Consider the following 23206-nt stretch of genomic DNA (forward strand, 5'->3'; position numbering starts at 1 on the left):
GGGCGTGGAGAGGATGACACAATGCGAATGCTCGTGTCAACGCTCGTGTCGATGCGCCTATACCTGGCGCATGCGACAGGGAGCAATCGATCAGGTCGGCGTCACAGCGACCTGGCGCCGGTGCTTCACTGAGCTGCGTCAAAGCCAAGCAGCCAGCTTGGTCTCACCACGACCGGCTTCTACCCAGACGGCGTCTCGGGTGAGGCGGTAGGCGTGGGTGTCACTTCGCCGGATCAGACGGTCGGGCAGCTGGAACCACGCGTGCACCGGAAGCGGTTCGGCTAGATCGAGCACCTCTGTTCCGCGAACATCCTCCTCGAGTGAGAACGGGTGCCCGGGCACCGAGCGATCCGGACGACGACAACCCATGATCGCGACATCCGTTCCCTGGGGGTGCGTGCACAGGTGGCGAGGTAGCTTCCGGCGGTAACGAGGCACGGAGGCCCACGTATGCCCGACAGGATCGCAGACATCTGGGGGACCAGGACCCCGTTCCGGCGTGACGAGCTGTGGCCGGTCCGCCTCGACCAGAAGCTCGCGGACGGCGTCACGGAAGCCGACGTCGACCGGTGGGTGCAGTCGGCGTGCACCCTCTGCAGCAACGGCTGCGCGTGCGACATCGCCGTGCTGGGGGACCGGATGGTCGGCGTCCGCGGGCGAACCGCGGACGTGGTGAACCACGGGCGGCTCGGGCCGAAGGGCCTGTTCGGCTCGTGGCAGGGCATGCAGGGGCAGGACCGCCTCACCCGTCCCCTGATCCGGGTCGACGGTGAACTCGTCGAGACGGACTGGGACACCGCTATGGACACGGTCGTCACGCGGAGTCGTGAGCTCCTGGACGAGAAGGGGCCCCTGTCGCACGGGTTCTACACGAGCGGGCAGCTGTACCTCGAGGAGTACTACGCGCTTGGCATCATCGGCAAGGCGGGGCTCGGCACCCCGCACATGGACGGCAACACCCGTCTGTGCACGGCGACGGCCGCCGCCGCCATGAAGGAGAGCTTCGGGTCGGACGGGCAGCCGGGCAGCTACGAGGACATCGACTCCTGCGACGCGATCGTGCTCTACGGGCACAACATGGCCGAGACCCAGACGGTGCTCTGGACGCGGGTCCTCGACCGGATCGCCGGCCCCGATCGCCCGCTCGTCATCTGCGTCGACCCGCGTGAGACCGAGGTCGCGCGGCACGCCGACGTCCACCTGCCCGTCCGTCCCGGCACGAACCTGGCGCTGATGAACGGGCTCGTCCGCGAGCTGTTCCGCAACGGTTGGGTCGACGAGGACTACGTCGTTGCCCACACGGTCGGCGTCGACGAGCTCCGGCAGACCGTCGAGCAGTGGACACCTGAGGCGGTCGCGGAGACGTGCGGGGTGGACGCCGACGACGTCCGCCGCGCCGCGCAGATCATCGGCACCAGTGAGCGCGTGCTGTCCACGGTGTTGCAGGGCTTCTACCAGGCGTCGCAGGCGACGGCAGCGGCCTGTCAGGTGAACAACCTGCACCTGTTGCGGGGCATGCTCGGCAGGCCCGGCTGCGGGATCCTGCAGATGAACGGGCAGCCGACGGCACAGAACACCCGCGAGACCGGCGCCGACGGCGACCTGCCCGGGTTCCGGAACTGGGAGAACCCGGACCACGTCGCCGAGCTCGCCGAGCTGTGGGGCGTCGACGTCGACCGGATCCCGCACTGGTCGCCGCCCACCCACGCCATGCAGATCTTCCGGTACGTGGAGCAGGGGAGCATCGAGTTCCTCTGGGTGTCGGCGACGAACCCGGCCGTCTCGATGCCACAGTCGGCCAGGATCCGCGAGGTCCTGGCGAAGGAGGGCCTGTTCCTCGTGGTGCAGGACCTCTACCTGACCGAGACGGCGATGCTGGCCGACGTCGTGCTGCCCGCTGCCGGGTGGGGTGAGAAGCAGGGCGCGTTCACGAACGTCAACCGCACCGTGCACCTGGCGGACAAGGCGGTCGACCCGCCGGGGGAGGCGCGCGGCGACCTCGACATCTTCCTGGACTACGCCCGGAGGATGGACTTCCGCCGGAACGACGGCTCGCCGTTGCTGGACTGGGAGGGTCCGGAGGACGGGTTCCGCGCGTGGCAGGAGTGCACTCGCGGGAAGCTCTGCGACTACACCGGGATCACCTACGAGCGCCTGCGCGGGGGCAGCGGGATCCCCTGGCCGTGCAACGACGAGCACCCGGACGGCACCTCGCGACTGTACGCCGATGGCGTGTTCCGCACCGGCATGGCGGACGCCGAGACGTACGGCCACGACCTGCTCACCGGGGCCACCGTCGGACCGACGGCTTACTCCGCGATGCGCGTCGACGGAAGAGCGATCCTCAAGCCGGCTGCGTACCAGCCGCCGCACGAGGAGCCGAGCGACGAGTACCCGTTCCGGTACACGACCGGCCGTACGGTGTACCAGTTCCACACGCGCACGCGCACCGGTCGCGCGCGGCAGCTCCGCGGAGCGGCGCCGAGCGCGTGGGTCGAACTGTCCGTCCCGGACGCCGCCCGACTCGGCATCGAGGAGGGGGACGTCGTCCGCGTGCGGTCCCCGCGCGGTGAGATCGTCGTCGCTGCACGGGTCGGGGACGTCCGCGAGGGGACCGTGTTCGCCCCGTTCCACTACGGCTACTGGGATCGAGGCGACGTCGGACCGGACGGCCGCCCGACCGCGGCGAACGAGCTGACCGCGACGGAGTGGGACCCGGTGTCCAAGCAACCCCTCTTCAAGGTCGCGGCCGTGCACGTCGAGAAGGTCGCGGACGGTGACGGGCCGTCCGCGGCCCCCACGACCGCGGCCTCCCGGCCGGCCCGGCCGGACCGTGTCCCCGCGACCGTCGGCGGACCCGATGCCGAGGTCGAGGAACGCGTCCGCGCCGCCGCGCCTCCCCGCGCCGAGGACCAAGGAGGACGATGATGCTGCTCCCCGTGTACCTGGGACTCCTGCGTCGGTCGGAACAGCTGCTCGCCGAGTCGTTCCGACAGGTCGCCGAGGGACACGCAGCCGAGCCGGACGTGTTCCACCTGTGCCATACGCTCGCGGCGCAGTGCGACGGCCACGCTGAGCGGCTGGACCCCGTCATCGAGCGGTACGGGGAGGCGGACACGGAGGACGAGCCCGAGCGTCTCCACGCCGAGGCGCTCCCGACCACCCGGTCGGGTCCGGTGGGGCTCCTCCGCGACCTCCAGGACGTGTACGTGCTGGCCTCCCTCGTGGACATCACGTGGACGGTCGTCCGACAGGCGGGTCAGGGGCTCCGTGACGAGGAGCTCCTCGCCGTCGTCGCCGGGTGCGCGCAGGAGACGGAGCTGCAGCTGTCATGGCTCCGCACCCGGATGAAGCAGGCGGCGCCACAGGCGCTCGTCGTGGCGTCGTGACCGCCTCCCGGCCCGCCGCGGGAGCGCCCGACCGTGGTCGCTCGACCTCCGGAGCGATCCGGGCCGGACTGCTGTGCCTGGTCGTGCTCGTCCTGGCCGGCGCCGTGGGCCTCGCCACACGCCAACCATGGCTGTTCCCGAGCCTCGGCCCGACCGTGATGCTGTTCTTCACCGCGCCCCGGCAGCCGTCGTCCCGCCCGCTCAACACCCTCGTCGGTCACCTGGTGGCCATCACCGTCGGCTACGGGTGTCTCCTCGTGTTCGGGCTCTCCGGTGCAGCGCCGGCGCCGACCGGCGGCCTCACCGTGCCCTACGTCGCCGCCGGTGCACTGTCCGTCGCGGTGACCACCGTCGTGCTGCAACTCGTCCGTCTCCCGCACCCGCCGGCCGGAGCGTCGACGCTGATCGTGAGCCTGGGCATCCTGAGCGCCCCGGTGCAGCTGCTCGACATGGTCGGAGCCGTCCTCCTCGTGACCGCCGCCGGATGGGCACTGCAGCGGCTCGTGCCCGGGCGCTCGTGAGCGACGTGGACGCCGTCCTCCTCGCCGGAGGACGTGCCAGACGGTTGCACGGCACCGACAAGGCGATGCTGGTGCTCGACGGCCGGCCGCTGCTCGCACACGCCCTCGGTGCCGTCGCGACCGCCCGCCGCCGGGTCGTCGTCGGACCGGTCCGCGACGGTCTGCCCGCCGACGTCCTGTGGACACAGGAGCACCCGCCGTTCGGCGGACCGGTCGCAGCCCTCGCCGCCGGCCTGGAGGCGCTGTCCTCGTCCGGCGCACCGGCTCCGCTCGTCGTCGTGGTCGCCACCGACCTGCCCGCGGTCGGGGCCGCCGTGGACGCTATCCGGGCGGCGCTCCGTCCCCCCGACGATCCCTGCGGAAGCGGTCCGAGCGACACGGCGGCCATCGACGGGTGGGTGGCCGTCGACCCAGACGGCCGCCGGCAGCCACTGCTCGCCGTGTACCGCACGGCAGCGCTGGCGGCAGTGGTCGCGGTGCTGCACGGCAGCCGGCACGGTCTGGACGGCGCGTCGATGCGGGAACTGCTGGCGGGGTTGCGGCTCGTGGACGTGCCCCTGCCGGGCGCGCTGACGGCGGACATCGACACCCCGGCGCAGCGTGACGCCGCTGTCGGCACCGGGGGACGGCGCGCGGGCGGTCCGATCGCTCGGGCGGAACGGACGGGGGACACGAGATGACGGAACCGGCAGCACTCGACGGTTGGGCCGGTCGGGTGGCCGAAGCACTCGAGCTCCCCGCGAGCGTCGTCGACATCGGCGCCGTGCTGGACCTGGCGCGCGACACCGCGCACGGGGTGACCCGCGCCGCAGCACCCCTCACCGCCTACCTCGTCGGCGTCGCCGTCGGCCGTGGCATGGCGCTCCCGGACGCGATCGCCGTCGTGCAGCGCTGCATCGAGGAGCACGGGTGACGGTGAACCTCGATGAGGCCCTGCGTCTCGTGCACACCGTCGGGGCCGCCGTGTCCCTGCCGGCGGAGACCGTCGGACTCGGCGCCGCGGACGGGAGAGTCCTTGCAGCGAACGTCATCGCCGCGACCCACCTGCCCGTCACCGACACGTCCGCGATGGACGGATGGGCGGTGGCTGGCGACGGTCCGTGGTGTATCAAGGGGTTCGTCCACATGGGCGCACCACCCGGGGTGCTCTCGGCGGGGGAAGCTCGCGTCGTCCCCACCGGTGGTGCCGTCCCGACGGGCACGAGCGCGGTGCTCCGCTCGGAACGCGGTCGGGAACGTGACGGCGTCCTCACCGCGGACCCCTCGACGGCACTGGCGCCATGGACCGACGTCCGCCGTGCCGGTGAAACGGTGAGGGTCGGCGCCGTCGTCGCCTCGAAGGGAGCGCGTGTGACGCCGGCGGTGATCGCAGCATCGGCCGCCACCGGGGTGGACTCGCTCGAGGTCGTCGCCCAGCCACGCGTGGCCGTCGTGCTCGTCGGGGACGAGATCGTCCAGCGAGGTGTCCCCGGCCCCGGGCAGGTGCGCGACGCCCTCGGGATCGCCGTGCCGGACCTGCTCCGGGCTGGTGGCGCCCTTGTCGAGAGCGTCGAACACGTCACCGACGACCCGGACGCGCTCCGGCAGGCGATCGACCGCAGGGGTGTCCACCTGGTCGTCACCGCCGCTGCCACGGGACACGGAGCCGGAGACCACCTCACCCGCGCGCTCGATGCGGCGTCTGCTCACGTCGAGTTCCGCGGCGTCGCGATGAGACCCGGGCACCCCACGCTCCTCGCCTGCCGACCGGACGGCGTCCCGGTCCTCGGCTTACCGGGCAACCCGTTCGCCGCCATCGTGGCGCTGACCGTACTCGGACTCCCACTCCTCGCCGGGGCGCTGGGCGCCGCCGCTCCGCAGCGACGGCGCCGGATCGCGGCAGAACCGTTCACTCCCGGCGCTGACGGTGCGCGCGTCGTACCGGTATGCGAGGCGGACGACGGCATGCGGGCGCTCGAGCAGGGGCCGTCAGTCGTCTCGGGAGCTGTTCACGCCGATCACCTGGCTTTCGTGCCGGCGGGCGGCGTGGCAGCTGGTGGTCCACTCGACGTCGTCGACCTCCCCTGGCGGCGGTGACGTATGGGCCTCCTCGTCGCGTTCGCGGTGGTGTTGGTCCTCGCCGTCGGGATCTCGGCGATCGCGAAGCGGACGATCGTGTCGACGACCGTGCTGTTCCTCGTCGCCGGGTTCGTCCTGGGTGACGGCGTGACGGACCTGGTCCACCTGACGCCCGACGACGCGCTGGTGAACACGGTCTCCGAGATCGCCCTGTTCACCGTGCTGTTCACCGACGGGCAACAGATCGGGATCAGGCAGCTGCGGCACGCCTGGCGGCTGCCGGGCCGTGCGCTCCTGCTGGGGTTGCCGTTGACGCTCGTGATCAGCGCGGTGCTCGGGGTCTGGCTGCTCGGCCTCGACTGGGCGAGCGCGCTGCTCGTCGCGGCCGTCCTGGCGCCGACGGACCCGGTCTTCGCGTCGGCGATCGTGGGGCGGGAGGAGATCCCGCAGCGCACGCGCGGTCTGCTGAACGTCGAGTCGGGCCTGAACGACGGCCTGGCGCTGCCGCTCGTGCTCGTGTTCCTGGCGGTGGCGTCGGGGGAGCACGCCGAGGTGGGGGTGCTCGCCGTCGAGCTCCTGCTCGGCGTCGTGCTCGGCGTCGCGGTGCCCGTCGCCGTGCGTCTGCTGTTCGCGCTGCCGTTCTTCCGCGCCACCCCGCTCTACGCGACCCTGACGCCCGTCGCCGTCGGACTGCTCACCTTCGGGCTGGCGCAGGTGCTGGACGCGAACCTGTACCTGGCGGCGTTCGCGTGCGGCATCACGATCGCGAGCATCGCGCCGCAGACGCGCGATGCGTTCCGGGAGTTCGGCGAGCTCGTCAGCGAGGTCGTGAAGCTCCTCGCGATCCTGGTGTTCGGGACGCTGATCAGCCCGTCCCTGCTCGCCGACGTGGGCGTGCTCGGCTACGTGTTCGCCGTGCTGCTGCTCCTGCTGGCGCGGCCGCTCGCGGTCGAGGTCGCGCTCGCACGCAGCGGTCTGGACCGGTGGGAGCGGTTGACGGCGGCGTGGTTCGGCCCGAAGGGGTTCGCGAGCGTGCTGTACGGGCTGCTCGTGCTCGGCAGCGCGGTACCCGACGCCGATCGGCTCTTCCACGTGATCGTCGTCGCCGTCGTGCTCTCGATCATCGCGCACTCCTCGACCGACGTCCCCATCGCGGACGCCTTCGCCCGACGTGCCGCCCGCGACGCGCAGCGGACAGCCGCTTCCGGGCATTGAAAAACCTGGACGGCGCGGGCTGGTTATCTGGACGGATGGACGCGAAGGAACTCACGACCGGCGACTTCCCGCCGCTGCTCACCGCGGTGTGCGTCGTCCTGCTGGCAGTCGCGATCGCGTGCACCTTGATCGTCGCCGCGGACCTGTTTCGGCGGCCGCAGCACATGGCCGTCATGAACGCGGTCTGGCCGCTGACGATGCTGTTCGGCAGCGTGGTGTGGCTCGTGTTCTACCTGCGCGTCGGACGGGCACCCCGCCGCGGTGCAGACACCTCCGCCCCGAATCATGGGCGGTGGGCGAGCGTCGCCACGGGGACGAGCCATTGTGGTGCCGGCTGCGCGGTCGGTGACCTCGTCGGCGAGTTCACGCTCGTCGCGGTCCCGACGCTCGGAGCAGTCGTCGGCCTCGGCACGCTCTACCAGGAGCGGATGTTCGCGGCGTGGATCATCGACTTCGTGATCGCCTTCGCTGTCGGGATCCTCTTCCAGTACTTCTCGATCGCGCCGATGCGCGGCCTGTCTCTGCGCGAGGGGCTCATGGCTGCGTTGAAGGCGGACACGCTGTCGATCATCGCGTGGCAGGTCGGCATGTACGGTCTGATGGCGATCGGCCAGTTCGCTGTGCTTCCCGCTTTGCTCGGCGGTCGTGCATCGGTCCTCACCCCCGAGTTCTGGGTCCTCATGCAGCTCGCGATGGCGGCCGGATTCGTCTGCTCCTACCCCGTCAACTGGTGGCTCATCCGCCGCGGTGTCAAGGAAGCCATGTAGCTGGCAGGGCGCACTGTTCCGTCGTGCAGACCGTACGACACCGATGGGCTCGTGGGCTGACGTCAGACCGCCGGACCGCCACCATCACGGCACTGCACCAGCCCCGAATCTCCGCGCTCTACTCGCCCGACACCATCCCCTGCGGCCCGCTGGTTGGATGCACTGATGAGCGGCGATCAACACGACCTGACCATCCACCTCGGGTCGGACGAGCTCCGAATCCGAGGCGTCTACGAGACGGTCAGCATCATCAACGACATCATGGTCGCGCTCTGGTTCGTCGTCGGCAGCGTCCTGTTCTTCTCCGAGGCAACCACCACCGTCGGAACCTGGTTCTTCCTCATCGGCAGCGTGCAGCTACTGATCCGCCCCGTGATCCGGCTGACCCGACGGATCCACCTCGGACGCATCGCGCCGGGCCGGACGAACGAATCCGCCCGCGACTTCTGAATGGAGACCCACCGTGCACGCACGAGACATCGCGACACCCCTGACGATCGTCAGCCGGTCGACGCCGGCACTCGACGCGATCCGACTCATCGCGGAGCGCGACCTCGTCGGACTCGTCGTCGCCGAGACCGACGGACATCCCTCCTCGGTCGTGTCGAGTGTCGACGTCGTCCGGTACCTGCTGCCCGGGTACCTGCTCGACGACCTCTCGCTGACCAACACCGTCGGCGACGTCGGCCTCGAGGACCTCCGGCTTGGGATCAAGCACCGCACCATCGGCGACCTGGTCAACGACGCCGAGATCACCGTCCGGTCCGTGCTCGTCGTCCCCGACGTTGCCGGACCGGTCGAGATCGCGGCCCGCATGGTCGATGCGCGAACCCAGGTGGCACTCGTCGAGGTCGCCGACGCGACGGAGCCGGTCTTCGTCACCCTGCCGGGCCTGCTCGACGCGATCGTCGCGCACTGGAACTCGAACGGCTCGGACGGTGCGACCGCGTGAGCGTCCAGATCGTCCTCGCGATCGCGGTCTTCGTCGTCGCGTACGTCTTCATCGCCACCGAGAAACTGCCCCGAGTGCTCGTCGCACTCGGCGGTGCGGCGCTGATGGTGCTCATCGGCGCCACCGACGACGCGGCGGCCTTCTTCTCGGAGGAAACCGGAATCGACTGGAACGTCGTCTTCCTCCTCCTCGGCATGATGATCATCGTCGGGATCCTGCGTCAGACCGGGGTGTTCGAATACCTGGCGATCTGGGCGGCGAAGCTCGCGAAGGGCAGACCCTTCCGGATCATGGTGATGCTGGTCGTCATCACCGCGGTGCTCTCGGCGTTCCTCGACAACGTCACGACGATCTTGCTCATCGCGCCCGTGTCGCTCCTCGTCGCACAGCGCCTTGGGAAGTCGCCGGTCCCCTACCTGCTCGCCGAGGTCTTCGCGTCGAACATCGGCGGAACCGCCACCCTTATCGGGGATCCGCCGAACCTCATCATCGCCAGTCGCGGCGGTCTCGGGTTCAACGACTTCATCGTCGAGCTCGCACCGATCATCGTGGTCCTCATCGCAGTCCTCATTGGTCTCTGCCGGCTGCTCTTCCGATCGACGTTCACGTACGACGCGGAGCGCGCGGAACGGGTGTTGGCGCTCGACGAGCGCGAGGCCATCCGCGATCCTCGCTTGCTCGTCAAGTCGCTCGTCGTGGTGGGTCTGGTCCTCGCGGGCTTCGTGACGTCGACCTTCACCGGGCTCGAACCGGCCATCGTGGCGCTGCTCGGAGCGGGACTGCTGGTCCTGCTGGCACGACTGGAACCGAAGCGTGTCTTCGGCGATGTCGAGTGGGAGACCCTGTTGTTCTTCGCCGGGCTCTTCGTCATGGTCGGGTCGCTGGTGAACCTGGGGGTGATCGAGGCGATCGGGCAGGCGGCGAAGGGTGCGGTCGGTGACCACTACTTCGCAGCGAGCGGCGTTCTGCTGTTCGGGTCGGCACTGTTTTCCGGCATTGTCGACAACATCCCGTTCGTGGCGACGATGGCACCGCTGACCTCCGACATCGTCCAATCCGGCGGCACCGACGCGCAGCCACTCTGGTGGGCCCTCGCACTCGGCGCCGACCTCGGTGGGAACCTCACCGCGGTCGGTGCGAGCGCCAACGTCGTCATGACCGGCATCGCCAAGCGCAACGGGCACGCGGTGTCGTTCTGGGAGTTCACGAAGTACGGCATCGTCGTGACCGTCGTCACCGTCGGGCTCTGCTTCCCCTACCTGTGGCTCCGCTACTACGCCTAACCGCAAGCATGTGACGCCTGACCCGGATTGGTCACGCTGTAGCGCTCCCGGGCACCATGGATGAATGGCTACACCCGACACCACCACCCCGCGCACCGCGGACGGCGAACCCCTCGGCGTCCCCGTCACCACCACACCACGGCTGAAAACCTGGGTGTTCTGGCCCGCAGCGGTCATCGTGCTCGGCTTCGTCGTCTGGACCCTGATCGCACCCGGATCCGCCGAATCAGCGTTCAACGCCCTGCAGAGCGGCATCGTCAGCAACTTCAGCTGGTACTACGTGCTCATCGCCGCGTTCTTCGTCGCCTTCTCGATCTTCGTCGGCTTCAGCAAGTTCGGCGACATCAAGCTCGGCAAGGACCAAGACGAACCCGAGTTCTCCACCGGCTCCTGGTTCGCGCTCCTCTTCGCCGCAGGCATGGGCATCGGCCTGGTGTTCTACGGCGTCTCCGAACCGCTTAGCCACTTTGCCGATCCTCGTCCGGGCGTCACCGGCAACGAGGCGTCCCTCGCGCAGCAGGCGATGACCCAGACCTTCCTGCACTGGGGCCTGCACGCCTGGGCGATCTACGTCGTCCTCGGACTCGCACTCGCCTACGCAATCCACCGCCGCGGCCGCCCCGTCTCCATCCGGTGGGCGCTGGAGCCTCTCCTCGGCAAGCGTGTCGAGGGTGGCTGGGGCAACACCATCGACGTCATCGCCCTCATCGGCACCCTGTTCGGTGTCGCCACGTCCCTCGGCCTCGGCGTCATCCAGATCGGCGCGGGACTGGAGAGCGCCGGCATCGCAGACAGCAGCACGGTCAGCCAGATCGCGATCATCGCCGTCATCACCGCGCTCACCATCGTGTCGCTCGTCACCGGTGTGACGAAGGGCATGAAGATCCTGTCGAACTTCAACCTGATCCTCGCCGCGGCGTTGCTGCTGTTCATCCTCGTCGTCGGTCCCACGCAGTACCTCCTCCGCGACTTCGTCCAATCGATCGGCGCGTACCTGCAGAACCTCGTCGGGCTCTCCTTCACCGTCAGCGCCCAGCAGGGCGCCGCCGGTGAAGCGTGGCAGGCCGCGTGGACGACGTTCTACTGGGGCTGGTGGATGTCCTGGGCGCCATTCGTCGGCATCTTCATCGCCCGCATCTCCAAGGGCCGCACCGTCCGCCAGTTCGTGTTCGGTGTGCTCCTGGTCCCGACCGCCCTCACCATGCTGTGGTTCGCCGTCCTCGGCGGCGCCGCAATCCACCGGCAGATCGGTGGTGGCGGCGGACTGATCGGCGCGGACGGAACCGTCGACGTCGAAGGCTCGCTCTTCACTCTCCTCAGTGACCTGCCGGCAGGGACCGTGCTGACCTTCGGCGCGATCCTGCTCATCGGGGTCTTCTTCGTTACCTCGTCCGACTCCGGGTCGCTGGTGATGGCGATGATCGCCTCCGGCGGTGATATCGAGCCAAAGAACTGGCTCCGCGTGTTCTTCGCCGGCGTCTCCGCGCTCCTGGCCGTGGCGCTGCTGCTCACCGGTGGCCTCAACGCGTTGAAGACCGCAGCGATCACCACGGCGCTGCCGTTCAGCCTTGTGCTGCTGCTGACCTGTTGGTCCACGGTGATCGCCTTCACCCGAGAACGCCGCGCCTACGACCGTGCCGAACGGGCACTGCTGCTCGAGCGGGTCGGTGAGTACTACGGCCTCGAAGTCGACGGGCCCGCCGATCGCGGCGTCGGCACCGGCCTCGGGAAGCCCTGGTATGCCCTCAAACACCGACTCAGCAGCCACCGCACCGCGGCTGGGAGCACCGACGTCGCGCTCGAGCCTGACCCGGCGGCGCACACCGAACAGGTGTCACCGGATCCCGCACTCGACCCACGACTCGACGTCGCCGTCGCCCGCGACGACGACCCCACCAGCGACTGACCCCACCGGGACCGTCGACGAGGAGGCACGCCGCATCTGATGCGGGGTGCCTCTTCGTCCACCGGATCAGGCAGTGCCGGGTTCGTATCGATCCAGCAACGACAGCGGGTAGAGCCGCATCTCACCGGCCACACTCGACGGATGCGTACATTCCGTGTCGTCCAAGCCGGCAAGAGCGTCGACATTGCTGCGCAGACGGTGATGGAAGCGCGCGCCCGAGCGGTACTGAGCGGTGATTTCACCGCCGGGGACTCACTCATCGCCTACCCCGAGGGCGAGGCCCCACCAGCTGCCACAGCAACAACTGCAGCGGCGGTGGCAGAGCCTGCTTTCGAAGCGGAGCGCGTGCAGCCCTCTTTCCGTCGGCAGGGCCCACTCGGTCCCGGTGCCCGGTTCCGGCAAGTACCGATCGGTCGGCAACTGCTCTCGCTGCTGCTGCTGGTCGTGCTGCTGTTCGCAGTCCTCATCGGCGGCGGGTGGTGGATCACCGTCACGGCCACGACGCCCGGACCGCTCGGAGAGTGCGCACAGATCGGGTTGTGCACGAACACGCCGCTCACCACCGTCACCGTCCGAACCGGAGTGCAGTTTCCCGACGGCACGCAGCGGCTGCGCTCCACAGCATCCCGCGATGGCAGCTGGATCTCCGCCCTGGTGCAGCTGCCCGCAGGAGCGGCAGCGCCGACGCTCGACGGTGGGACCTCGGCCGCGGTCACTGATCGGGCCGCAGCCGCCCTAGAGAGCGCTGGCGCGACGGAGCGCACCGGGATGATCGCTGGCCCGGTCGGCGTCTTCAGCGGTACCGCCGACGGACGCACCGTGGTCTACGTCCGCTTTGATGACCCGGACCGGTAACTCGCCGCACCCATCCGCGTCCGATGATGATTCAGCCCCGGCATCGTCGCATCGGCCAGCGCCGCTACGATCGCTGGCATGTGGCTGCCCGTCACCTCAGAACGCACCGATGAGTCGCGCACCCGGCAACGCGCTCGCTCGCCCCGGCGGACTGATCGCGGCAGCGATCGCCGCCGCAGTCCTCGCCAGCACCCTGCTCGTCTCACCCCCGCCGCAAAAGCCGCCGGCACCCGGGCGCCGCTGATCGACGCGCTGTTCACCGCCACCAGCGCCCTCTGCGTCACCGGCCACGTCATCGTCGGCACTGGCACCTTGGTCACCGTTCGGGAACTCCTCGAGTTCGAGACCGTCACCCTCTCACGCCGGAGGGCAGGAGGCACCGCCGAGCTGATGATTCCCGGCGGCGTTTCCTGCCGCAATCAATGGTGGCCGTGGACGACGGCGTGGCCAAGTCCGCGACTGATCATCCACCGGTTCACCGGAGTGGTGACCACGAACGCGAGCGCGAGGGAGAGTGCGAGGGACCCCCAAAACAGCCACTGGTGGCTCCTCGGATCGATGGGTGGCGTCGGTGCGTGCGCCGACAACGCTGCAATGGAATCGTTCTTCGCGCTCCTGCAGAAGAACGTCCCGAACCGGAGACGGTGGGCGACCGGGCAAGAGCTCCGGCTCGCGATCATCACCTGGATCGAGGCAACCTATTACCGGAAACGACGCCAACGGGGCCTCGGAAAGTTGACCCCGATTGAGTACGAGACGACCATCAACCCAACAGTCGCTCTCGCGGTCTGAACGGATGAGTCAACGAAACCTGCAGCAGTCCCAACGGAGGGCCAGGCGAAGACCGTGTAGACGATCGGCCATCAAGACGCGGACTGTGGCGTCGGTACCGTTGCTGGATGACTGACGAAGATTCTCGTGCCCAGCGTTTGGCTACGCTTGACGCGCTGGTTCAAGCGAGCAGGGATATGCCACGTCTGGTTGAGGTAGTCACTCAGGCTCCAGCGCACGATGCGCTTGCGCAACTGGCCGAGCTGTTGCAGTGCGGCGAGGCCGAGGCGCGCGTCGTCTACTCGACACCCCTTCGATCGTTCTCCCCGGAGAGTCGTGCTCGCATCGAGCGTGAGTCGGCGGAGCTTCACGCCGCTAATGACCCACCCGCGGCTCGCTAGCCGGTAGAACAACGGGCGAAATAAGCCAGCGTCTGGGCACCTGAAGCAGACGCGGGCTCGCGACAGCTTGGACGGCGAGCTGTCAGCTCGTGACCATCTGACGCTCCGCTTTCGAAAGCCTGTTTCCATCTGATCCGTTGGCCGCGGAGTTACGGTTTCAGTTCCGACATCGCGGCGACGTCCTACGGGATGGAGATGCTGACGGCTATGGCCGGGGACCCGCGCTGGATGTCGGCTCGATGTGGTTGAGGGCGTCGTGCAGGGCGCGTCCTGCGAAACTGGTCGATCCAGCACGACGAAGGTGATTGCCTTCAGTGCATGAGCAGGAACGACCTGACCCTCAGCATCGGGCGCGAGGAACTCGTCATCCGTGGCCGGTACGAGACGCTCAGCATCGTCAACGACATCATGGTCGCACTGTGGTTCATCGTCGGCAGCGTGCTGTTCTTCTCGGAGAGCACGACGGTGGCGGGTACCTGGCTCTTCCTCGCAGGCAGCGTGCAGTTGCTGATCCGACCCGTCATCAGGCTGACGCGCCGGATCCACCTCGGGAAGGTCGGGGGACGCGACGGACGCGAGACCGCGCGCGATTTCTGAAGCGGGACGGCGACGATGCGCCCGCATCGTTCACCCCCACGCTCAAGAGAAGTCACTGAGGGCCGATGCGTCCCCGAGGGAGTCTTCGGTGATCACACTGAGCGTGCCGTTGGTCTCGAGGACCACCGCCGCGGCAGCGGTCATGTCACCAATACCGGCACTGCGAACAGCTTGTCGAACCTCGGAGGGAGCAATTCGGTTGGCACGGAGGGCTTCCGGTTGCAGCTCACCGTGCCACAGCACGACTGCTGGGCGAGCGGTCACGACAGCTCGGAACGCCGGCAACCGGGACGAGGCCCAGGCCAAGACCAGCTGCAGCGCCGCCAGCAATGTGAGCGCGACGGCCCCCTCGGCCCACGACACGTCCCTGCTGAGCAGGATCGTCGCCAACGTAGAGCCGAGCGCAACCGTGACGATGAAGTCGAACGCATTGAGCTGACTCAACGTCCTCTTCCCAGACACCCGGACCAACACGACGACGAACACGTAGGCGGCCGCCCCGACGAGCAGCACCCGTCCGAGGTCGGACCAGGTTTGAAACCACATCGCTGACTCCGTTCCGGTGCAGGACGGCACCCTCCTCAGCAACTGTGCCATCGAGCCCGGGGAAGGCATCCCGGAACGCTGGCCCGGCCGGTGGTGCGGCGCAAAGCGAAGCCGTCGCGGAGGGCAGCCGCGAGCCATTTGACCGGAGTCGCACTGACACCGATCGAGGTGAGGATGGCCGCCAGCGGCGCGGTGTCGGACAGGGTCCCGTTGACGTCGAAGAACACGGTGCGGGGCATCCATCACCGTACGTACACGGCGGTTCCGTTCGCATGCTGGTGTGTGGCAGGACACGCTGCGCCCCAGGAAGACCTCTTCCGCGGGCGCGTCGATCTCGACCGCCTGTCCAAACTCCGCGGTCTCGTGATGGCTCGCATCGACACGAGGGCACCGTGTGAGCGGGCACGGGCCGTGCCTGGGTGCGTTCCGCCGGTTCGCTCTCCTGCACCGTCGACCGGAAGGTCCAGCATGGACACCGTTTCTCCGTGGAAAGCGACGCTCACCTCGGCCGAGCATTCGATCATCTTCTACGCGCTCGCAGTTGCCGGGCTGGCGCTGCTGGCGTACTTCATCAAGTCGTGGACCTCACGCAACGAGGTGTCCCCGCGGTACCGGACGTCGGTGTACGCGAGCATGGGCATCACCGCGGTCGCGTTCCTGTCCTACGTCCTGCTCATGCTCAAGTTCGACCTCGGCTACGACCCGAAGGGTGACAGCTGGGTGCCGAACAGTGACGCACTGCTCAGTTGGGCGCCGCGGTACATGGACTGGTCGGTCACCGTGCCGATGCTCATGATCGAGCTCATCGGCGTCTCCATGCTCGTTGGTGCCGCCGCACGCCGGATCCGGTCCATCGGCGTCGCCGCAGCCTTCCTGATGATCGCGACCGGCTACATCGGCGGCGTCGTGGTGGACGACGGCGAGTCGATCGGCGCGCTCTGGCTTTGGGGCGTCATCTCTGGCGTGTTCATGGTCGTGCTGTACCTGGTGATCGTCTACGTGATGGTCGGAGCCCGCAGGCAGTTCACCGACCCCGAAGCCGTCCGGTCGTACTCGTCGGCGTGCATCCTCCTGCTGGTGACGTTCTTCGTCTACCCGATCGTGTTCGGCCTGCAGGGCTGGGGGCACGGTGGTGCGGTGACGACGTGGATGCAGGTGCTCCTGTCGGCGGCGGACATCGTCGCGAAGGTCGGCTTCGGTGTGCTGATCCACAAGGTCGCCAAGCTCCGGACCGCAGCCGACGTGCGCGACCACGAAGACACCCACCCCGAATCGGTGTGGTGGTCCTCAGTGAAGGCCTCCGACGCCGTCCTGCCGCCGCTCGAGGCGTCCGACCGTACTGCAGCGCACGCCACCCACTCGCGCCCGACTCCGTGACTAGCCACGCAACGGGCCCTGTCGCACGAACCGGTGTGGCAGGGCCCGTCCGTGTTCCCTCGGCGCTGACAGCACCGCTCAACGCAGCGCCCAGCCCAGCAGAGGACGATCCGGCTGCCGACGGCAGTGTGGTGGACTGCGTGATCCTCGGCGCCGGCTGCTCAGGACTCGCAACGGCGCTGGCCCTCGCCGAGCGCGACGAGATCGGACCGATCGTGCTCGTCGACGGCCGGGAAGAGTACGCAGACGATCACACATGGTCCTTCTGGCAGGTCGAGCCGACCCCCTTCGACGCCTGCATCACCAGTCACTGGGACACGTGGGCGGTCCGCACCGCCGACGGCACCACGACCGTCACGGCCGACCCGACGCCGTACGTGTCGATCCGCGCGGCCGACTACTACCGGGAGGCACTCCATCGGTTGTCGGCACACTCGCTCGTCCGCCTGCAGCTCCGCAGGTCGGTGATCGCCACCGAACCTCGAGGACCGGTGACGGCGGTGCTCACGGACGTCGGAACGCTGCTTGCCCGGCGCGTCATCGACGCCCGCGGCCCGAGACCTGCCCCGCAGACCACCGGCGCGGAACCGGTGTTCGGACAGCGTTTCCTCGGGATACGGGTCCGGTCGAATCGGCCGGTGTTCGACCCCTCCACGGCGACGCTGATGGACTTCGACGTCGACCAGACACGCGGCATCCACTTCGTCTACGTGCTGCCCACCAGTCCGACGGAGGCCCTGATCGAGGACACCTACCTCACGGCCGACATCGTCGAGGAAACGGTGCTGCAGGACGGTGTGGCGGACTACCTGCACCGACGGTACGGACTCACATCCGACGACTACGAGACCGTGGGCACGGAGCGCGGCGTCATCCCGATGCGCACACCGTCACCGTCGGAACAGGCGACGGACGCCGTCGGCGCGCGAGGCCGAGCTGTGCGGCCGAGCACCGGCTACGCATTCCTCCGGATCCACCGCGCCGCGTCGACACTCGGCTCCGGCGGAGCGCGCACCGCCGCTCCCGCGGTCGGGGACGCGCTCCGCACGCGGATCCTCGACGCCGTGTTCCTCCGCTTCCTGCAGACCCGGCCAGACCTGGCGCCCACGGTGTTCCAGCGCATGTTCGCCCGAACGCCTCCGGCGACCCTCGTGCGCTTCCTGACGGAAAGGTCGAGCTGGTTGGACGAGGTCCGCCTGGTCCTGGCGCTCCCGAAACGTCCCTTCCTGATGGCGTTCCTCCACTTCATCGCCCACCGACGCGCGAACCACAACCCGTCACCGGCGGAACCGTACCGACGATGAGCACAGCAACCGGCGTCAGCGCCTCCCGATCCAGTACGGTCGTCGAGCTCGCGCAACCGCTCCGGAACATCATCCGCCACAGGATCCTGTTGCCCGCGACGATCATCCTCGGCGGTGTCCTGGTGATCTGCGTGTGCCTACGAATCGCCGGCGTCGGTGTGCCGTACGTTGTGCAACTCATCCCGTTCGCGGTGAGCCTGGTGCTCTTCGGGCTCCCTCACGGAGCGATCGACCACCTCGTACCCGCTCGACTGGGCGGTACCCGCACAGCATCCCGTTCGATCGCGCTGGTCGTCGTCGTCTACCTCCTCCTCGGTGGTGCCACGGCCGCCTTGTGGTGGCAGTGGCCCCTTGCGGCGTTCGCCTTCTTCATCCTCCTGACCTGGTTCCACTGGGGCCAGGGGGATCTCTGGGTCATCCGAGCCGTCGGCGGTCGTGTCCTCAGTCGACGCTGCGCTGCCGCGGCCGTCATGGTGCGCGGCGGGATTCCCATGCTCGTTCCCCTGATCGCACAACCCGATGCGTTCCGGAGCGTCCTCCAGAGCACTGCCGGTGTGGTTCGGAACGTCACGTCTGACGAGGTCGCGCCGGTGTTCACCGCCGAGGTACGCGCCGTGGTCGGCGTCGCGCTCGTGGTCATGATCGCTGTGGCACTGGGCATGAGCCTCCGCTCGGCCGGATCTGGGTCGCTGCCGCGAGGAGCTGTGCTCCGTGAGGCGGCAGCAACGCTGTTCCTCGTGGCGTACTTCGCGGTCGTGCCCGCAGTTCTCGCGATCGGTCTGTACTTCTGCTTCTGGCACGCGCTCCGACACATCATCCGTCTGGAACTGCTCGACCCGGCGTCCGTTGCCGACCTCGAGGGCGGCCGGGTGGGGCGCCCCTTCGCACGCTTCGCGCGCGACGCATGGCCGATCACCGCCATCGCGCTCCTCCTCCTCACCGGCCTCGGCTGGATCAGCGGAACCCGCGGGGAGGAGGCACCGCTCGGGGTGTACCTGGTGCTGATCTCCGTGTTGACGGTGCCACACGTGGTCATCGTGTCCTGGATGGACAACCGGCAGCACCTCTGGCGGAACCACCTGACGCAACCCTCGACAGCGACTCCCCGGGCGACTGCTGATCGGACGGCCGATCAGCCGAAGAGTTCCTCCGGGATACGCTCCGACCCATCCAGTCCCCGGTAGATCCTCCGCGACAGCGGTCTCCCCTTCCGCACCACACTGATCGCCCCGGTCGACTCGAGGACGACGCACGCGACCTCACCCTCGTCGCGCACACCCGCGGTACGCAATGCTTCGGCGAGCTCTGGTTCCGAGATGCGCGCGCGGCGGAGCGCATCCATCAGTACGGTCGGACCGGCCATCAACACCACCGGCCGGTCCCGGACGAGCACCCGCCCCCACCGTGTCCGCCCCAGACGTTCCGCCGCCCAACGAAGCAGGAACAGAGTGACCAGGGCGACGGCACCGGCCGTCAGCGTCACCGACATGCCAAGCACCACTCGTCCGGTGATGGACCCGAGGGCGAGCACGACCACCAGGTCCGCGGTCGAGAGCCGGGCCAGCGGTCGCTGTCCGAACACCCGGATCAACAGCAGGAACACCACGTACACACCAATCGCGGCGACCACCACAGCCACCACACCAGGCGCATCCACACCGAGCCGTTCCCACATCGTGATCCTCCAGAGCCTGGACAGCCGTCCTTGCCAGCGTGGCTACCGTCCAGGGCGTGGACTTCCAGGAATGGGTCGAACTTGCCGGGACCGTCATCGACGGAGCCGGCGTCGCGGCAGTCGTCATCGGCGTCGTCGCCGCCTCGCTGTGGGCAGCCGTCCGCGGCCTGCGGAAGACCGGGCCGGTCTACCGGCCGTACCGCCGCTTCCTCGGCCGGTCGATCCTGCTCGGTCTGGAACTCCTCGTCGCAGCCGACATCATCCGGACCGTCGCGGTCACGCCGACTCTGACGAGCATCGCAGTACTCGCCGGGATCGTGCTCATCCGCACCTTCCTCAGCTTCTCACTCGAACTCGAGATCACAGGACGCTGGCCATGGCAGAAGGACCCCGGCGCACACGACGCGGGTGATTCCGGTGCGGAAAGTGCAGGCAGCTGAGCGAGCGAAACCTCCATCACCAGCTCACCGACGAACCTGACCATGAGTAGCACTACCGACATGCTCCGCACCTACCCCAAGGACCTCGGCAGCATCGACCAGGCGGCCCTCGTGGCCTGCATTGACGCATGCTTCGCTTGCGTGCAGACCTGCACGGCCTGTGCCGACGCATGCCTCTCCGAAGACTCTGTCGCGGATCTCACCACCTGTATCCGCACGAACTTGGACTGCGCCGACATCTGCGCGGCCAACGGAACCATCCTCTCCCGGCACACCGGGTACGACGTGAACCTGACCCGTGCCGTCGTCGAGGCCTGCCGAACCGCATGCTCGACGTGCAGCGACGAATGCGGACGACACGCAGAGATGCACGAGCACTGCAAAATCTGCGCAGAGGTGTGCCAACGGTGCCGCGAGGCCTGCGACGCACTACTCGCAGTGCTCTAACGCACTTCTACTCCCTGCGCTCGTCCTGTAGGAGATCGGTGATTGAGATGCCTACAGATGGTTGGGCGAACGTGTCGCGTCGGTATGAACGGCCAGCAACGCCACCCGGAAGTCGCGCCTGCGGCAGGCTTCTCCGGTTACCTGCTCCCGGCCGGCCGAAGTCGGCGCCGTGAGGTGGCGGGGTGGTGAGGCTACGGTTGGGCGCGATCCGCCCTCGGTCTGACAGCGCACGGAACAGCCGTCAGATAGGCAGGATCAATCGTCACGGCCACCCATGCTCATGCTCGACGGATCGGAGTCCTGTGCAACTCGACGTCGTGCTCGCGGTCTTCGCCGGGATCGTCGTCGCTGTGTCGGCGGTCTCGCTCCTGCTGCAGCGGTTCAGCGTTCCCGCACCCCTCGTCGCGCTCGTCGCCGGGGTGGTCGCCGGGCCGTTCGCACTGCACCTGATCGATCTCGACGACTTCGGGGTCGATCCGAACGTGCTCCTGCGTGAGAGCGCTCGTTTGACCCTCACCGTCGGTCTGGCCGGGGTGGCGCTCCGCTTGCCGCACGGCTACTGGCGTCGCAACATCAGGTGGGTTGCGAGCGCCATCGGCGTGGGGATGCTCGTCATGTTCGCCGTGTCGGCCGGGATCCTCTGGCTCTCGCTCGGGTCCGGGCTGCTGTTCGCACTCCTGGTCGGGGCGATCATGACGCCGACCGACCCCATCGTGACGACGCCGGTCGTCACCGGCTCGCTGGCGAAGCAGAACATCCCGGATCGGGTCCGGTTCAACATCTCGTCCGAGAGCGGGATCAACGACGGGTTGGGCTACCCGTTCGTGCTCCTGCCGGTCCTGCTCCTGACCCGGCCCACGGACGATGCGTGGCGCTCGTTCCTCGTCGAGACGTTCCTGCACGAAGTGGTCGGCGCCGTCCTTGCCGGTGCCGTCCTCGGATGGTTGGGCGGGCAGCTGTACAAGCGTGCCCGGCACCGCGGCTTGATGGAGTCATCGTCCTACCTCGGGTTCGTGATCCCCTTCGCGATCACCGTCCTCGGCGCCGCTCGGGTCCTCGGTACGGACGGAGTCCTCGCCGTCTTCGTCGCTGCGGCCGTGTTCGGCCAGGTGATCCCGCAGGCGGACGAGGAACAGGAAGGGCTGATCGACGACGTCGTGAACCGTTTCCTCATCCTCCCCGTCTTCGTCCTGGTCGGGGTCGCCGCACCGCTCGCCGCCTGGGTCGGTCTGGGATGGGCAGGTGCGGCTGGCGTCCTCGGGGCGCTGCTCCTGCGACGGCTCATCGCTGTCTGGGCGATGAGGCCGTTGATCGCGCCGCTGCACGGGCGCCGGGAGACGCTCTTCATGAGTTGGTTCGGTCCGGTGGGTGTCTCGGCACTCCTGTACGCGACCACCGCGGCGGAACGCACCGGTGACCAGCGTGTCGTCCCCGTCATCCTCTTCGCCATCACGTGCTCGGTGGTCGTGCACGGTCTGACGTCGACCGTGTTTGCCCGATGGCTGGGGCGGAGCCTGTCGCCCTGATCTGCGGCGCGCGGTGCAGCCCTCGGATGAGCACGCGCCCCGAAGCCCGCGCCTACCCTCGCTGCCATGTCCTGGATCGCCACCGCCGCGGGTGTCCTGCTGATCATCGTCGGGTTCCGCGAGGTCTTCTTCACCCTGTTGCGCCCGCTCGGGCGAGGACGGCTGACGCGGGTGCTCGCCCAGTCCACGTGGCGGGCGCTCCGACGGAGAGCGGGGACGCGCGTGCACGCCGGGCCAGTCATCATGGTCGCGGTCCTGAGCCTCTGGACGGTGTTGCAGGTCCTCGGGTGGGCGTTGCTGTACCTGCCGTTCGTACCGGCCGGGTTCGCCTACAGCAGCGGCTCGCCGAAGGGCGAGTACCCACGGTTCGTCGAGGCGCTCTACATCTCGTCGGTCAACCTGTCCACTCTCGGCCTGGGGGACGTCACTCCCACGGCGCTGGTCGTCCGGGTCCTCTCCCCGCTGCAGGCCCTCGTGGGCTTCGGCCTGCTCACGGCCGGCGTCTCGTGGTTCCTGCAGACCTACCCCGCGCTCGGGCGCCGTCGGGCCCTGGCCGTCCGGTTGGCCGCGCTGAGCGACGCGTCGTCGCTCGGAGAGCTCGCACGGATGAACCCGGTGGCATCAGCGTCGCTGCTGCACGGCCTCGCGGCCGACCTCGCACAGGTTCGCGTCGACCTCACCCAGAACAGCGAGTCCTACTACTTCTCCGAGCAAGATCGGCGCGCATCCCTCCCGTCGATGCTCCCGTACGCCCTGGCCGTGGCGCGTTCGGGGCAACGGTCCCATCGCTCGGAAGTGCGGGTCGGAGGCGCGGCACTCGAAGCCGTGGTGTCCGACCTCGCGGCACTGCTCGGCGAGCAGTTCCTCAAGTCGAAGGGGCCGACGGACGAGCTCCTCCGGCAGTACGGTGCGTCGCACCGGCCGTGGTGAGTAAGGAGCGGTGGGGCGCCACTGCGCGCACGATTCACCCGAGGAGGCGAGACCCACGAGGGCCCGTACTGGATGGAGCGTTCAGTGCACGGTGTCGGCAGCGGCCTGGAACAGCGCCAGCACCGATGGGTTGCGCTCGTCTCGGCGGCGAGCGATCGCGATGTGGCTGTCCGGTGCATTGGACACGGGGACGGCACGGACTCCTCCGGGATCTTCTGACGAGCGACGTCGGGAGCACGCAAATCC

General features: G+C 68.6%; 24 protein-coding genes and 1 pseudogene. 22 read left to right on the forward strand and 3 right to left on the reverse strand.

What is annotated here, in order from left to right; genetic code table 11:
- Positions 1 to 450: 450 nt before the first annotated feature.
- The 15 genes and pseudogenes from DEJ20_RS01905 (at position 451) to DEJ20_RS01975 (ending at position 14715) form a co-directional block, all read left to right on the forward strand.
- Positions 451 to 2928: a molybdopterin oxidoreductase family protein gene (locus DEJ20_RS01905; RefSeq protein ID WP_111225209.1), complete on the forward strand. Its 2478-nt coding sequence runs from the start codon at positions 451 to 453 to the stop codon at positions 2926 to 2928.
- The gene (locus DEJ20_RS01910; RefSeq protein ID WP_258375102.1) at positions 2925 to 3389 is read left to right on the forward strand and encodes a hypothetical protein; all 465 of its coding nucleotides are present in this window, start codon (positions 2925 to 2927) and stop codon (positions 3387 to 3389) included. Before DEJ20_RS01905 ends, DEJ20_RS01910 begins: the two co-directional genes overlap by 4 nt.
- Positions 3386 to 3910 carry an HPP family protein gene (locus DEJ20_RS01915; protein WP_220034970.1) on the forward strand — a complete coding sequence of 175 codons (525 nt, stop codon included), beginning with the start codon at positions 3386 to 3388 and terminating at the stop codon, positions 3908 to 3910. The genes DEJ20_RS01910 and DEJ20_RS01915 overlap by 4 nt, the downstream gene beginning before the upstream one ends.
- The gene (gene mobA, locus DEJ20_RS01920; protein WP_111225210.1) at positions 3874 to 4590 is read left to right on the forward strand and encodes a molybdenum cofactor guanylyltransferase; all 717 of its coding nucleotides are present in this window, start codon (positions 3874 to 3876) and stop codon (positions 4588 to 4590) included. The genes DEJ20_RS01915 and mobA overlap by 37 nt, the downstream gene beginning before the upstream one ends.
- A complete protein-coding gene (locus DEJ20_RS01925) occupies positions 4587 to 4823 on the forward strand; it encodes a DUF6457 domain-containing protein (RefSeq protein ID WP_181431473.1) in 237 nt (78 codons plus the stop codon). The genes mobA and DEJ20_RS01925 overlap by 4 nt, the downstream gene beginning before the upstream one ends.
- A gap of 2 nt (positions 4824 to 4825) precedes the next feature.
- Positions 4826 to 5986, forward strand: a complete 1161-nt coding sequence (locus tag DEJ20_RS01930; protein ID WP_181431474.1) for a molybdopterin molybdotransferase MoeA — start codon at positions 4826 to 4828, stop codon at positions 5984 to 5986.
- 3 nt (positions 5987 to 5989) lie between these two features.
- The gene (locus tag DEJ20_RS01935; protein ID WP_111225212.1) at positions 5990 to 7183 is read left to right on the forward strand and encodes a cation:proton antiporter; all 1194 of its coding nucleotides are present in this window, start codon (positions 5990 to 5992) and stop codon (positions 7181 to 7183) included.
- 35 nt (positions 7184 to 7218) lie between these two features.
- Positions 7219 to 7950, forward strand: coding sequence for a DUF4396 domain-containing protein (locus tag DEJ20_RS01940; protein ID WP_111225213.1), 732 nt, complete (start codon positions 7219 to 7221; stop codon positions 7948 to 7950).
- 165 nt (positions 7951 to 8115) lie between these two features.
- A complete protein-coding gene (locus DEJ20_RS01945; RefSeq protein ID WP_111225214.1) occupies positions 8116 to 8400 on the forward strand; it encodes a YrhK family protein in 285 nt (94 codons plus the stop codon).
- Positions 8401 to 8413: 13 nt separating this feature from the next.
- A complete protein-coding gene (locus DEJ20_RS01950; RefSeq protein ID WP_181431508.1) occupies positions 8414 to 8902 on the forward strand; it encodes a CBS domain-containing protein in 489 nt (162 codons plus the stop codon).
- Positions 8899 to 10185: an ArsB/NhaD family transporter gene (locus DEJ20_RS01955; protein ID WP_220034971.1), complete on the forward strand. Its 1287-nt coding sequence runs from the start codon at positions 8899 to 8901 to the stop codon at positions 10183 to 10185. Before DEJ20_RS01950 ends, DEJ20_RS01955 begins: the two co-directional genes overlap by 4 nt.
- 64 nt (positions 10186 to 10249) lie before the next feature.
- Positions 10250 to 12091 (forward strand): BCCT family transporter, encoded by a 1842-nt coding sequence (locus DEJ20_RS01960; RefSeq protein WP_258375104.1) that lies wholly within the window; start codon positions 10250 to 10252, stop codon positions 12089 to 12091.
- A 141-nt stretch (positions 12092 to 12232) separates the two neighbouring features.
- The gene (locus DEJ20_RS01965) at positions 12233 to 12946 is read left to right on the forward strand and encodes a hypothetical protein (protein ID WP_284183366.1); all 714 of its coding nucleotides are present in this window, start codon (positions 12233 to 12235) and stop codon (positions 12944 to 12946) included.
- A 546-nt stretch (positions 12947 to 13492) separates the two neighbouring features.
- Positions 13493 to 13738 (forward strand): annotated as a pseudogene (locus DEJ20_RS01970) (integrase core domain-containing protein); the annotation flags it as partial.
- 698 nt (positions 13739 to 14436) lie between these two features.
- A complete protein-coding gene (locus tag DEJ20_RS01975; RefSeq protein ID WP_111225218.1) occupies positions 14437 to 14715 on the forward strand; it encodes a YrhK family protein in 279 nt (92 codons plus the stop codon).
- A 42-nt stretch (positions 14716 to 14757) separates the two neighbouring features.
- On the opposite strand, the gene DEJ20_RS01980 is transcribed toward DEJ20_RS01975, so the two are convergent.
- A complete protein-coding gene (locus DEJ20_RS01980; RefSeq protein WP_258377107.1) occupies positions 14758 to 15312 on the reverse strand; it encodes a DUF421 domain-containing protein in 555 nt (184 codons plus the stop codon).
- Positions 15297 to 15500: a hypothetical protein gene (locus DEJ20_RS01985; protein WP_181431475.1), complete on the reverse strand. Its 204-nt coding sequence runs from the start codon at positions 15498 to 15500 to the stop codon at positions 15297 to 15299. Before DEJ20_RS01985 ends, DEJ20_RS01980 begins: the two co-directional genes overlap by 16 nt.
- A gap of 229 nt (positions 15501 to 15729) precedes the next feature.
- Here DEJ20_RS01985 and DEJ20_RS01990 point away from each other — a divergent pair, with 229 nt between their 5' ends.
- From DEJ20_RS01990 to DEJ20_RS02000, 3 genes are all read left to right on the forward strand, one after another.
- On the forward strand, positions 15730 to 16638 hold the full coding sequence (locus DEJ20_RS01990; RefSeq protein ID WP_181431476.1) for a bacteriorhodopsin: 909 nt from the start codon (positions 15730 to 15732) through the stop codon (positions 16636 to 16638).
- A gap of 131 nt (positions 16639 to 16769) precedes the next feature.
- Positions 16770 to 17942, forward strand: a complete 1173-nt coding sequence (locus DEJ20_RS01995) for a lycopene cyclase family protein (RefSeq protein ID WP_181431477.1) — start codon at positions 16770 to 16772, stop codon at positions 17940 to 17942.
- Positions 17939 to 19126 (forward strand): Brp/Blh family beta-carotene 15,15'-dioxygenase, encoded by a 1188-nt coding sequence (locus DEJ20_RS02000; protein WP_111225222.1) that lies wholly within the window; start codon positions 17939 to 17941, stop codon positions 19124 to 19126. Before DEJ20_RS01995 ends, DEJ20_RS02000 begins: the two co-directional genes overlap by 4 nt.
- Here DEJ20_RS02000 and DEJ20_RS02005 read toward each other — a convergent pair.
- On the reverse strand, positions 19075 to 19617 hold the full coding sequence (locus DEJ20_RS02005) for a DUF421 domain-containing protein (RefSeq protein ID WP_111225223.1): 543 nt from the start codon (positions 19615 to 19617) through the stop codon (positions 19075 to 19077). The genes DEJ20_RS02000 and DEJ20_RS02005 overlap by 52 nt on opposite strands.
- A 56-nt stretch (positions 19618 to 19673) precedes the next feature.
- Here DEJ20_RS02005 and DEJ20_RS02010 point away from each other — a divergent pair, with 56 nt between their 5' ends.
- From DEJ20_RS02010 to DEJ20_RS02025, 4 genes are all read left to right on the forward strand, one after another.
- The gene (locus tag DEJ20_RS02010) at positions 19674 to 20057 is read left to right on the forward strand and encodes a DUF1622 domain-containing protein (protein WP_111225224.1); all 384 of its coding nucleotides are present in this window, start codon (positions 19674 to 19676) and stop codon (positions 20055 to 20057) included.
- A 42-nt stretch (positions 20058 to 20099) separates the two neighbouring features.
- Complete coding sequence (locus DEJ20_RS02015) at positions 20100 to 20504, forward strand: four-helix bundle copper-binding protein (RefSeq protein ID WP_111225225.1); 405 nt, start codon at positions 20100 to 20102, stop codon at positions 20502 to 20504.
- Between the two features lie 302 nt (positions 20505 to 20806).
- On the forward strand, positions 20807 to 22030 hold the full coding sequence (locus tag DEJ20_RS02020) for a cation:proton antiporter domain-containing protein (protein ID WP_181431478.1): 1224 nt from the start codon (positions 20807 to 20809) through the stop codon (positions 22028 to 22030).
- Between the two features lie 66 nt (positions 22031 to 22096).
- The gene (locus DEJ20_RS02025; protein WP_111234740.1) at positions 22097 to 22960 is read left to right on the forward strand and encodes a potassium channel family protein; all 864 of its coding nucleotides are present in this window, start codon (positions 22097 to 22099) and stop codon (positions 22958 to 22960) included.
- The last annotated feature ends 246 nt before the right edge of the window (positions 22961 to 23206 follow it).

The sequence above is a fragment of the Curtobacterium sp. MCSS17_005 genome, from assembly GCF_003234225.2.
GTDB classification, from domain to species: domain Bacteria; phylum Actinomycetota; class Actinomycetes; order Actinomycetales; family Microbacteriaceae; genus Curtobacterium; species Curtobacterium flaccumfaciens.